Source organism: Humibacter antri (genome assembly GCF_054777235.1).
The window spans coordinates 1-12,727 of sequence record NZ_BAAHAW010000007.1; the positions used below are offsets into that span (position 1 = coordinate 1).

Sequence of the window (12,727 nt, forward strand, 5' to 3'; positions counted from 1 at the left end):
CGAACGCCGCCAGCTCACACTGGCAGCCTGACCAACCAACCACCTGTCCGGGAACAGGGGTCAACCTCAAAACCTGCCTCGAGAGGGCGGGGTTTCGACAAGCTCAACCCGCGGCAGGAGGAAACTCAACCTGCGGCAGGAGGAAGCTCAACCGGCGGGCAGGAGGAAGCTCAACCGGCGACAGGAGGAAACTCAACCCGCGGCAGGAGGAAGCTCAACCGGCGGCAGGAGGAACTCAACCGACGATGTGCTGGGGCCGATCAGAACGGGTGCTTGAACCAGGAGCCGATCCGGTCGAACACCCACTGGATGATGCTCCAGATGCTGTGCCCGGGCCCGCCATGATGCCCGCCATCACCACCGCCGTGGTCGCCGCCACCGTCACCGCCGGTACCGACGTGCACCGGCACGACCTTCGCCACCGACCCATTGTCGGCGAGCACCACGGCACGCTGCTGCGGGTGTGCGAAGTCGAAGAATCCGTCGAGGGAGCCTGCCCGCTCATCGAACGAGGAGTCGCCGATGCGGCCCGTGCGCCAGTTGTCTTCGATGAACTTCGTGATCGAGGTCTGCTCGATGGCGGTGTGGTCGATGTGGTTCTGCTTCGAGAACGGCGAGATCACGAGGAACGGCAGGCGCTGGCTCGGCCCGCAGCGATCCGCGTACCCGCCCGCGGCGGGTGCGGAGGCCGTGCTGCAGATCTCGGCGTCTTTGGCGGCGTCCTTCGAACCGTTCAGGATGGTCGGGGCGACGTGGTCGTACCACCCGTCGGAGTCGTCGTAGTTGATCACGATGGCGGTGCTCGACCATGACGGCGACTGCTGGATCGCGTTGATCTGTTCGATCAAGAACTTCTGCTCGTCGAGAGGGTCGGAGTATCCGGCATGGCCGTCCTGCGCCTCGGCCGCCTTGAGGAACGACACGGCCGGCAGGTTGTTCTGCTTCAGCGCCGTGTCGAACGAGCTGAGGTCGTACTGGTGGTTCGCCTGGTCGGTGTGCCCGATCGCCTCGTCGCTCGTCGGCGGAAGGTGGTGCGGGTTCGACGTGCTCGTGTAGTAGGCGAACGGGTTGTGGTGCGGCGAGTAGTCGGCGGATGTCGCACCCACCACATTCTTCGACGTGGCGCCGCAGACGGCGTAGTGGCCGTTCGTGCCGTCCCACTTGACCGTCGGCGTGAATCCGCCCTGGAACCAGCCCCAGGTCACATTCTTCGCATTCAGCAGGTCGCCGATGTTCTTGCCCGAGAGCGAGGCCAGCGCGTTGGCCGACGTGTGACTGTTTCCCGCACAGTCGTCGTACGCCGGGTCAGGGTCGTTGATCACCGTGCCGACGCCCTTCGCATCGGGTGAGACGACGGTGTAGGCATCCGGAGTCGCCGTCTGCTGCCCGGTCTTCGGATCGATGGAGGTGACGCCGTGCGTCTGCCCGGAGATGAGGTTCAGCGCGCCGGGCGTGGAAGGGCCGAAGACCGTGTCCCACGCGTTGTCGCTCATGGCGTAGTTCTGCGCGTAGTTCCACAGCCCGGTGACGGTGTTGCCGTCGTAGTAGTCCATGGCGAGGCCTGGTGAGCCGTACAGGCCGGTGCAGGTGTCTTTGCTCGTGTTCTGCACGAACTTGTCCATCGCACCGTTGTTCACCGCCTTCTGCTCGGCGCTGTAGCCGTGGTTCTGGTCGCAGGTGACGGCCTGCTCGGGCGTCAGCCGGTTCGGCGCGTAGAGGTTCGGGTTCGTCTGGAGGAGCCCGGCGCGTTGCATGGTGTTCGCGGCGGGCGTGCCGGGCGCTGCTGTGAACGTCGTGCCGTCGGTGTTGGCCGCGTTCGGATAAGTGCCGAAGTAGTGGTCGAACGAGACGTTCTCGTCGAAGAGCACGACGAGGTGCTTGATCGGCGTCGTCGTCTTGGCGGAGTCGTCTGGCTGATGGGCCGACGCCGGAGCCGTGAGGGCTACCGTCGTCGCGATCGCGGCGAGCGCGACCGGAATGGCTGCGACGCGCAAGACGCGCCGCCCGAACACCGTCGGCATTCGTATTCCTTTCGTTGGGAGGGAATATCGGTAAGGGCTGCTGCCGACCTGATTCGTTCAGGCCAGCAGCCCGCTGGCGTACCAGTCGGTTCTGTGACGCACGCCAGGCAGCGCGAAGAAGTAGCCGCCGCCGGTCGGCGAGATGTAGTCGGCGAGCGGCTCGTCGATCAGCCGGTTCTGCACGGTGACGAACTGCCTCTGAAGGTCTTGGTTGAAGCACGCGAAGATCAGTCCGGTGTCGAGGTTGCCGTTCACGTCGATGCCGGAGTCGTAGTTGTACGAACGGCGGAGCATCTGCTGCTTCGCCTGCGCCCGCGAGCGGTTGTTCGCCAGTCGCATGTGGGCATCCAGTTGGATGACGTCGCCCGTCGGATCGCTCGCGTAGCGCGGGTCGTCGTGCTCGTGGGAGCCGGTCAGCGGGGCACCGGAGTCGCGGCGTCGGCCGATGATGGTCTCCTGCTCGTGCAGCGAGACGCGGTCCCAGAACTCGACGAGCATGCGGATGATGCGCACCACGTGATAGGAGCCGCCCTCCACCCAGCTCGGCTCGGCTCGGCCGGCGTGCGTCCAGACGAGCTCATCGGGTGCGGACGCCGTCGCCCGCGCGGGCGCGGACGTGCCGTCCTTGAACCCCATCAGGTTGCGCGGCGTGCCCGACGGCCGCGGCGGCGAGACGAACCCGTGCTTGCGCCAGCGCAGCTGCATCGCACCGCGGGTCGCGCGTGCGATGTCACGCAGCGCGTGCGACGCGGTGTCGGGGTTGTGGGCGCAGAGCTGGAGGAGCACGTCGCCGTCGCAGCCGGCACGGTCGAGGTGGTCGTTCGGAAAATCCTGCATGGTGGTGAGGTGCTGCGGCTTGAGATCGACGAGCCCGTATCGGTCATCGAAGGCGGATGCCCCGAGCGAGACGGTCACGGTCAGCCCGTCCGCGGGTACCTGCGGTCCGAGCACCCCGGAATCCGCGGGCGGAGCGGTGATGCCGACGTTCTGCGGCACTCCCCCTGCCGTGAGGAATCGCACCCGGTCGGTGATCTTCTTCATCAGGTCGACGAGTTCGGCGCGACCGGACGCGGTCAGGTCGAAGGCGGCGAACGTCGCGTTGCGTTGCGCCGGCGTGAGGATGCCTGCCTGATGCGCTCCGTGGAACGGGTACGAGTCCGCCGGGTCAGCGGCCGGCCGCTGACGGGTCGCTTCGCCCGCCGTGGGCGACGTGGTCGCACGCGCGGCCGTAGCGGCCGCGACCGGCACGGCCGCGGCGGCGAGCGGCGCGGCGATGCCCGCACCGGCGAGGCCGTGCAGGAAGCCGCGGCGGGCGAGCTCCGCGGTCACGATGCTCGCCGTTCGGCACGCCGCGCGGATCGAGGGACTGCCGGAGCGTGTTCGGCGGGCCGGGAGGTCACGAAGCCGCCCTCCGCACGTCGCAGATCGCAGCGATCGGTGCGAGGAGTTCGAGCGTGGCGTCGACGTGTGCGTCCAGCTGCTCGCGTTGCGCGGTGGTGAGGGTGCCGAGCGGTTCCCACGATCCGTCTGCCCCTGATCCGCCCGCCGCCCGGAAGGACTCCACGAGGTGCTGCGTTGCGGCGATGGCGGCATCCGTCTTCGCCAGGTCGGGGTAGCGGGTCTTCAGGATGCCCCGCAGCGGCTCGAGTGCGTGCACGGTGCCCGTGAGGTTGGCGTCGAGGGTGGCGAGGCCGGTGTGACTGCCGGCATCCGTCTCGCCGGTGAGTTCGAACTGCAGGGCGTTCTCCAAGATCTCGTGGGCGCGCAACCCGATGGCGAGCGGGTCGATGCGGGCGTGCGGGAAGTCCGCTCGCAACGCGGTGACGTCGTTCGCGAGTCGCGTGGCGTACGGCGCGATCGCGTGGGTCGGCGAACCGGAGAAGAGCAGCGCCTCGACCTTGTGGAAGCCGGTCAGGGCGGGGTCGTCGAGCGCCGTATGCCCGGAGTCGGGCGTGCCGTTGATGGCGGTGTCGGCCTGGCCGAACGCGCCGTACGCGGCGCCGAGCGTCTCGTACTCGAGGTGGGCCGTGAGCCAGTCGGCCCTGGCCTTGCCGGGGTCGCCGGATGCCACGTCAGCGGCGAGCGCGTCGACCTCGCCCTGCAGCACGGGCAGCCTGCTCTCGATCCAGACGCCGTACTGCTTCGCGGCGGGAATGAGGTCGTTCTGCGTCACCGGCCGGATGCCGGCCGTCGCGTCGGCGACGTGCTTCGCACCGGACACGGTGACTACCGGTCCGGCGATGGGATCCGCGTCGGCCGGCAGGCAGACGAAGCGGTACCGGCCGGCGCCGAGCGTGGCCTGGCCGCGGGTCGTCGTGCCGGCGCCCAGGGATTCCAGGTCGAGGTAGACATCTTTCGTGGCCGCAGACTGCAGGTACACCTCCATGCCGGCGATCGAGGTGTTGGTCACGTCGAATGTCTGCACGCCGGCCGTGGGCCGTGACCAGCCCACGCCACAGCCGGACGTGCCCGCATCGACGGGGTAGGCATCCGGATGCCCGTCGGCGTGCCGGTTGCGCGTCACGGCCGTGAGCACGATGCCCGCCGCGATGACGGCGACGATCGCGCCTGCCAGCGCTGCGTACTTCGCCCGTTGTCGCACGGGATGTCATGCTGGCACCGGATTCGGGCCGGTTCACCTGGCGTTCATCGAGTTCACGAAGTGTTCAGCGAGTCGTTCTCCGCCGCCCTCGCAACGGGGGCCAGGACGACCTGTTCAATGCCGGTTCACGTCTCACTCCGACGTGCACACCCCGGTGGCGACCGGCGTGGGCCCGACTGTGGACAGCACAGGTCGCACCTCGCTGAGGGTGAGGGCGTAGCCGGTGTCGGAATCCGTCGTCGAGCGGGCGAACACCATGCCGACCACGTCGCCCCGGTCGTCGAACAGCGGACCACCAGAGTTGCCGGGGCGCACGATGGCGCGCAGCGAATACACATCGCGGATGACCGCGCCGTGCTGGTAGATGTCGGTTCCGGCGGCCGAGAGCTCGCCGCGGATCCGCGCCCCGCCCAGGGTGTACGGTCCGCCGCCGGGGAAGCCTGCGACCACGGCGGGGTCACCGGCGCCCAGCGTGGGTCCCATGTGCAGCGCAGGCGCACCGAGACCCGGCACGGAAAGCACTGCGACGTCTCGGTCCGGGTCGAACGCGACGACGGATGCCTGGTGGGCACGGTCATCCTGCGACACGACCTCCACCGAGGATGAGCCGGCCACGACGTGCGCGTTCGTCACCACGATTCCGGACGACTCGACCCAGCCGCTTCCGCTGGACTCCATGGAGCAGCTCGACTGCACCGCCTCCACTTTGACGACGCTTGGCGACTCCGCTTGCACAGCCGCCGGAATCGTCGGGTCGGGCGCGGCGGCACCAGGGATGGTCTCGTTGCCGGAGAAGACCTTGGGCAGCCCGGCGCCTGCCAGCGCGTCATCGAGAGCTCCGAGCGCAGTGGCCGGCGGCACCGGCGCGATGTCATCGAGCACCGTGACGATGCGGGAGGCGGATGCCAGTTGCGAGGCCGGGTAGATCGACGACGACTGGGCGAACCCCGCGACGAGCCACACCACGCCCGCCCACGCCACGAGCCCGACGATCGCACCGCCGGCAGCGTCGGCGCCGTTCAGGGCACCGCGTCGGCCGATGCGTCCGCGCAGCACGGCGCCGAGACTGGATGCCACGCCGTACAGAACGGCTCCGCAGACGAGTACGACGACGGCCGCGAGAACCGTGCGGGCGATCATGCTGCCATGACCCAGCGGCATCGCCCAGCCGACCATCACCGGGGCGAGGATGAGTCCGATCCAGAGGCCGGCGATGAGTCCCACCATCGACAGCGCGGTGACCAGGGCCCCGCGACGCCAGCCGACTGCGATGGCCGCGACCGCGGCGAGCGCAAGCACGATGTCGACGGCGATCTCCACGGCATCCACTTTCGCCGGTCATGCTGTGCGGGTGCTGGAGTGAGAGGTTCGCCGGCTGTGCCGTTTCTGTGGGATGCGCTCGGGCCCGCCCGCTAGCCGGCCGAGTCTTCGCCGGTGGCGGCCGGTCGAGCGCTTCCCGTTGCGCCCGACCGGCCGGGCGTCATCCGTGGCGGCGGCGCCTGCGGAGCACGACGAGGGCTGCGCCGAGGAGGAGCAGGATGGTGGCGGCGATGCCGGGGGCGAGCAGGTCGGACCCGGTGGTGGCCAGGGTGCTGGCGGTGTTCTGCTGCCCGGATGCACCGTGACCGGATTCCGCCGGGGTGCCGCCGGCACCGGTGCCGCCAGGAGTCGTGCCGGTGCCGCCGGGGGTGGTGCCGGTGCCGCCGGGGGTGGTTCCTGACGCGTTGTACACGGCAAGGGTGATGGTCTGATCCGCCGGGGTGGAGAACGCGTCGACCGAGGTGGCGGCCAGGGCCCGTGTGGAGCGGGTGTTCGTGGTGGCGCCTGAGGCGTCCCAGGTGCGGCCCGGTGTGGTGCCCGCCTTCGCATCCGCGCCGCCGGTCATGCCCAGCACCAGCCCGCTGTACCTGTTCACCAGTCGCACACTGCCGGTGGCCTCACCGGTGTCCGGGTTCGTGTTCGGCACCACGAACCACTGCTGACCGACCGTGGCCGCATCGGCCGGGGTGAGGGTCAGCCCGGCACCCCAGGCACGACTCGCGGTCGTGCTCGAGTCCACGCCGAGCAGCGCCCCGTGGCTGTCGGCGATCGTGTACGCCCCGTCCCCGGTCGAAGCGAATGTCCACGCGCTGGTCGGGTCCGTCTGGGCAGTCGAGATCACGGATGCGCCGTCGGCACTCGTGCTGAGTACCTGCTTACCACCACTGGCGATCGTGTACTGCTTGCTCGTATCCACCGCCGAGGCGACGGTATCGCCCGTGATCGTCACGTTCGCGTACTCCTCATAGGAGCCGCCCATGCAGCCGAACGAGCAGTATGAGCGGAAGGATTTGCCGACGATCGCGTCACTGGTCTTGTTCGCGGGGTCGAGGAACCACCGGTACCAGGATGCCGTCGTGTACGCGGACCCGGTGTCGCCGAGCTTGAACCACTTCTGCGTCGCCAACGACTTCGTGGCGTAGAACTCCTGCGGTGCTTTACCGCTCTGATCCGGGTTCTGCGGCTCACCGATATAGAGCCCCAGGTACGCGTCGTAGGTGACATCCATCACGAACAACGGCGACGTCGCCGGCATCTGCCCATTCGCGATCTGCTGCTGCGCCGTACCCGGCGTCTTCGGGTTGTACTCCTTACCAGGGGCCGTGTACCCGGTCGGATCGGCCGTGGTCACCGGAGTCATATTGCTCTCCTTGCCACCGATACCCGGCTGATCCCACGCGCCGTCGTACCACTTCTCCCACGAGCCGGCCGCCATCTTCTCCGAGATCGGCGCACGCGCCACATGCTCATAGAACGCGACCCAGCCGCCTCCGCTGCCGCCCTGATTCACGACTCGGGAGCCGTAGAACGCGTAGAAGTAGCCGGAAGCGTAATCCACGTACAGGCGCGGATCACCGTCACCGTAGTAATACGTCTGCTCCGGGAACGCCGCGGTGTCACCACGGGTCGTCGAGTACGGCGACGTGATCGCGTGGTCCACGATCGTCCACGTCTTGCCCTGATCGCTCGAACGCGCATAGTCGATCGCGTCATAGTGCAGCCCGTCACCGAGCGGCTGCGGGGTGAACTCGTTGTGCACCAGCCCGTACCAGTCCCCGCTGTCCGGGTCGACCCAGATCTGGGTGAGATCGCAGTAGTTGGGCTGCTTGTAACCGGAGGGCTGAGGAGCTGAGGTGGCGTTCTTGCCCGTCGGGCTCGTGTTGCACAGGTTCGTCGTGTCGGGGTTGGTGCCCGCCTGGTTCAGCGCGGCATCCGGTGCCGCCGTGTCCATGTTCGTTCCTGTGTAGAACTGCCACTGCCGGATGTTGCCGTTGCCGCCGTCGGCCGTGTTGCCGTAGTTGGCGTGGGATTCGCCGAAGTAGAACGTGCCGTCCTTGTCGGTGTAGAGGCTCGCCGGAGTGTCATCCGGGTAGTGCCAGCCGCTCGTGTTCACCGAGTCCGTCGTCACCGTGTACCCAGACGGCTGCGTCGGCGGCGTGACAGGCGTCGTGTCCTTGTCGGTCGAGTACACGACCAGCTCGGAGGCGGACGCGTTGCCGCTGCCGTTGACGGCATCCAGGCCCTCGAACTTCACGTACTGCGCCTTGACCGGGCTCGAGAAGTACACGTACTGCACCTCGGAATTCGCGGTCGGCTGCGAGAACGTCGCGGTGCCGGCCTTCGTCCACCCCGAGGAGTTCGCATCTTTGGCGACCGCCGGGTCGTTCGTCGTGTACACGGCGGCATCCTTGATCGGCCCGTTGCCCTGCACCTTCACGGAGTAGCCCAGACCCGTGAGAGTGAACGACCCGCCTATGTCGAACGTCAACCAGTGCGGGAACGGCAGCACGGTGGGCGACCACTCACTCCCCCATTGCGTCGACGTGTCGCCGTCGAACGCCGCCTGACCCGAGCCATCGCCGCTCGCGGTCGCCTGGGAGTCCTCACCGATCAGCTTGTACTGGGAGTTGGGGATGACGTGCCCGGCGGGCGGTGCCGTGACCTTGTCGGTCGTGTAGACGACGACCTCCGATGCCGAAGCGTTGTTGGAGCCGTTCACGGCGGAGTTCACCTGGAACTTCACGTACCGGGCGTGCACCGGCTGGGTGAAGTCGACGTACTGGATCTCGCTGTTGCTGGTGGGCTGCGTGAACGTGGCCGTGCCGACGGGTTGCCCCCAGCCCGTGCTGGTGCCGTCCTTGGCGACAGTGGCGTCGTCCGTTGCATAGACGGCGACATCGGCTGCCGGCCCGTTGCCCTGCACCTTCACCGAATACCCGAGACCCGTGAGCGTGTGCTCGGCCCCTGTGTCGAACGTGAGCCAGTGCGGCATCGGCGACGGGCTGCCGTTGTTGTACGCCGACGCCCACTGGGTCGAGTAGTCGCCGTCGAACGCGCCGGCCGCCGTGCCGTCAAGGGAGGGAGGGGCGGGGTACGGCGCCGACTGGGAGTCGAACCCGAGGAGCGTGTACTGCGAGTCGGGGATCGCCGCGCCAGCCGGAGCAGGCTGCGCTGCCGCCGGTGCAGCGTGTGCAGGCACGGTCGCGCCAAGCACGATGGACGCGGCGGCGGTCGCGAGTGCCAGGGCGCCGGCGAGCCCCGCTCGTCGGGCGCGGTGCGTGGATGGGGAACGGTACGTCATCGGACCACCTAGCTGCTTCATCGGGCTACTCGAACACGAAGGACGGGCATAACAGTACTCCTGTTGTTATCGATGACAAAATGACGTGAGCGGTCGCCACCACTAGACGGCCGAATACAGGCTTCATCAGCCGGCATACACGCCTCGCTCATCTGGCATCCGTATCAATCGGCGTACTCTCGGCACCCGTTCGGGCACGCCGACGGATACGCGCTACGAGCACCAGAGCACCCGCGAGGAGCGCCATGACGCCGAGCGCGAGCGGTACGACGATGTCGGATCCGGTGGACGCCAAGGCGCTATACGCGCGGGAGACCGTTGCGGCCGCATTCGAGTCGACGGCCGGGTTCGAACCGGATGCGCCGGGCGCCGACCCGCCATCGCCCGCGGCGGCGACAACGAAACCCGCCTGAGCGACTTGTGTGTCACCGTCGAGCAGCACGAGCTGGTGGGCGCCCGCCTGTGCGCCGGCGGGAACGACCACCGAGACCTCGGCCTTGCCATCCGCATCCGTTCGCAGCGAAGGCAGATCGACCGGGTCGGAGTGGAACTGCAGCGCGTACTGCCAGTCCGGCTTGGCGCCGGTCACCGACACCGCGACCGTGCTGCCCGGTGCGCCCGACGCCTTGTCGAGGCCGAGCTTCGGAGTCACCGTCGCGGGCGCAGCGCCCGCCGGGTCGACCGTGAGCTCGGCGACCGACGTCGTGTTGGTCGGAACGTTCGGGCCGCTCTCGCTCAGTGCCTTGAGCGTGAGGTACCGCCCGCTCACGGCCTTGCCGAAGCCGACCGTCTTCAGGGTCTGGTCGGGCGTGAACGTACCGGATGCGACCGGGTCGCCTGACGCGACCTGAACGCCGTTCGGCGAGCTCGGGTAGCCGGTGCCCGTGGTGAGGGAGTCGCTGACGTACACCTCGTACTTGCCGATCGTGCCGTTCATGTTCCCGCCCTGCCTCGGCAGATAGGAGAAGCCGCAGCTGGAAGCGCCTGCGCCCAGGTCGACCGTGATCTCATGCGGGTAGGTCGGATCGGCCTGATACCACTGGGTGCCCCAGAACGTGTTCGAGTTTCCGTCGATCGCGTCGGCACCCGGCGTCTTCTCGTAGTCCATCTCCTGGCTGTCGACATCGACGACCGTCTTCGGGCTCGCGGAGTGCGTCGAGCAGGTGACGACGGTGGCAGCCGACAACTGCGCCGTCTGTGCGGAGCCGGTGCCGTCGGTGTACTGGATGACGCCCGTCACCGTCTGACGTGTCGGCACCGCGTAGCGGGTGACCGTGATGGGGATGGTCTTCGTCGCCTGGCCGCCGGCCGCGATGTCGCCGAGCGCCACGGTGGCATCCGGAGTTCCCCAACCTTGCGGAAGGGTCAGCACGGCACTGGCTCCGCTGACGGCGGATGCGAGCCCGTTGAAGACCGTGAGTGTCGCGTTCACGCTGGTGCCCAGACCGATGTCGGCGGGCATCGTCAGCGACGCGGTGAGCGAACCGACGAAGGTGAAGGTCGCCGGCACCTGCACGTCGGGGGCCTGTTGCACGAGCGTGCCGCCGGATACCACGAGCGGTTCCAGGGTGATGGCGTTCTCGACGGTGAAGCCGCCGTCCGTCTTGCGCACCTGCCACTTCTGCAGATTGCTCGAGGCGGAGCATGAGGCGAAGGTCGCCGCGAGCCCCTGCTGCAGCGGTGCGCCCAGAGTGAGCGGACCGCCCTGCATGGTCAGACACGTTCCTGCGGGAGAGGTGATCGTGTAGTAGGCATCCGGAGTCTGCGTGAACGTGAGTGAGGTGCCGGTCGTTCCTGTCGTCAACGTCGCGCTCGCCGCACCGGTCGTGGTGACGGATGCCCCGTCCGCGGTGAGCCCGTACGCCCCGTTCGCGACCGGTGTGCGGTCGACCGAGTCGAAGCCGGGCGCGTGACCGAGCGAGTCCGAAAGCGACGTGAAGCCGGCGTAGCTCGCCACCGGCCGCGGCGATCCCCAGGTCGCCTGGGAGATGAACCGATTCGCTCCGAAGAGCTCCGTCTCGACCTGGTTCTCGGTCTTGGCGGGCGCGTTGTCGGGCCAGGCCATGATCTTGGCGCCGACGACCTGTCCGCCCGAGGCCGGATCGTCGTTCACCGGTGCAGCCGTGTTGTAGAAGTCGCGCGGCGTCCAGTTGCTGTTCCACAGGTTCTGCACGTTGCTCGTGAACTGGTCGTTGCCGTTCTGGCGCACGATGTAGAGGGAGTCGGTCGAGTTCTCCACCTTGTGCCCCTGGTTCACGAGAGCCTGCGGGGTCACCATGCTGCCGCCGGCATTCCAGTGCTCGACGACGATGTCTTTGTTCAAAGAGAGCTTCGTGCCGGTGAGAATGCTGTCGTTCCAGATGCGCAGGGTCTTGCCGAGCGAGTGCACGTAGTCGTCGACCTGGTTCATGAAATGGATGACCACGTCGGTAGGCGTCGAGCCGGTGGGGAAGATGCTCGGATTGTCGTGGATGTACTGCTGGAACTGCGGGTAGTTCGAATAGGCCGTCCCGAGCATGTACTCGTCGCCGCCCATGTGCCAGTAGGGGGTGTCGAAGACCTGCATGTACTGGCTGATGATCGACTCGACGGTGCTCAGCGCAGCGGGCTGCGTGATGTCGAGCCGATCGGGATCGCGGTTTCCGTTCTTGTCCACCAGCTGCAGCGAGGGATCGTTCTGCAGCCACGGCGTCATGTGCCCCGGCGAGTTGACCTCGGCGATCAGTGTGATGTGGAGCTTCTTCGCGAAATCACTCAGCTCCTTGGCCTGCGCCGGCGTGTAGTAGCCCCAGAAGTTCGCCTTCAGCGAGGTCGCCTCGGGCACGTCGACCTTGATCTCCATCAGCAACTGGTTGAGCTTGAGATAGGCCATCTCCTGCATCTCTCGCTCGAGCGATTCGACGCTGACGTGTATCTGGCACGCGCAGATGCCGATGCCGCGCTCCGAGTACTGCGGAACATCGATCGACGTCCCCTTCGGGATCTGGTCGCCCTCCGACAGAATCTGCAGAACGGTCTGCGTGCCGTAGAAGACGCCCGTGTCGGTCGCCCCTGTGACCGTGATGCGGTCGGAGATCGTGAGCTGGTAGCCCTCTGCGCCGAGGGTGCCGAGCTTGCTCGCGTCTTCCGCGAGCACCACGTCACCGGCCTGACCCGTGGTTCCGACTTGCACGGTTCGACCGAGCTTCTCGGTCAGCCCCGCCGCCAGCAGCTGCGCGTTCGCAGTGGACGCCTTGTCGGCATCCACCGCGAGAGAGTCGTTCACCGTCAGCGCGCCCTGCGCACCGGTCCAGGTCGCCAGCCCGGGTATCGTCTGCGGCGCACCTGCAGAGGTCGTCGGCACCGACTTGCCCGCTGGCGGCGCTGCGGATGCCGGAACGATGCCGAGCGGGGCCAGTGCGAGGCCGACCGCGAGCGCCGGTGCCGCCAATGCGACGACGGCCCGCATCGACCGCCTTTTCAGGGTTCGGTGGGTGCTGGAGT

General features: G+C 67.8%; 6 protein-coding genes. All 6 read right to left on the reverse strand.

Translation table 11 applies throughout. The annotated features are described in order from the left end of the window. Positions 1-260 precede the first annotated feature (260 nt). Complete coding sequence (locus ACYVDK_RS04365) at positions 261-2,021, reverse strand: phospholipase C (RefSeq protein WP_460518492.1); 1,761 nt, start codon at positions 2,019-2,021, stop codon at positions 261-263. Positions 2,022-2,078: 57 nt separating this feature from the next. Next, positions 2,079-3,350, reverse strand: a complete 1,272-nt coding sequence (gene efeB / locus ACYVDK_RS04370; RefSeq protein WP_460518495.1) for a Dyp-type peroxidase — start codon at positions 3,348-3,350, stop codon at positions 2,079-2,081. 67 nt (positions 3,351-3,417) lie between these two features. Beyond that, entirely contained in the window at positions 3,418-4,623 is a 1,206-nt protein-coding gene (locus tag ACYVDK_RS04375) for an imelysin family protein (RefSeq protein ID WP_460518498.1), read from the reverse strand. 132 nt (positions 4,624-4,755) lie between these two features. Continuing rightward, entirely contained in the window at positions 4,756-5,943 is a 1,188-nt protein-coding gene (locus ACYVDK_RS04380; RefSeq protein ID WP_460518501.1) for a MarP family serine protease, read from the reverse strand. A gap of 160 nt (positions 5,944-6,103) precedes the next feature. After that, positions 6,104-9,244 (reverse strand): discoidin domain-containing protein, encoded by a 3,141-nt coding sequence (locus tag ACYVDK_RS04385; protein ID WP_460518504.1) that lies wholly within the window; start codon positions 9,242-9,244, stop codon positions 6,104-6,106. A 148-nt stretch (positions 9,245-9,392) separates the two neighbouring features. After that, positions 9,393-12,692, reverse strand: a complete 3,300-nt coding sequence (locus ACYVDK_RS04390; RefSeq protein WP_460518507.1) for a family 20 glycosylhydrolase — start codon at positions 12,690-12,692, stop codon at positions 9,393-9,395. Between the last annotated feature and the right edge of the window lie 35 nt (positions 12,693-12,727).

Coding starts and splice junctions, on each gene's coding strand:
- ACYVDK_RS04365 (WP_460518492.1), bottom strand. CDS start 2,021: ATGCCGACGGTGTTCGGGCGGCGCGTCTTGCGCGTCGCAGCCATTCCG.
- ACYVDK_RS04390 (WP_460518507.1), bottom strand. CDS start 12,692: ATGCGGGCCGTCGTCGCATTGGCGGCACCGGCGCTCGCGGTCGGCCTC.
- ACYVDK_RS04385 (WP_460518504.1), bottom strand. CDS start 9,244: ATGACGTACCGTTCCCCATCCACGCACCGCGCCCGACGAGCGGGGCTC.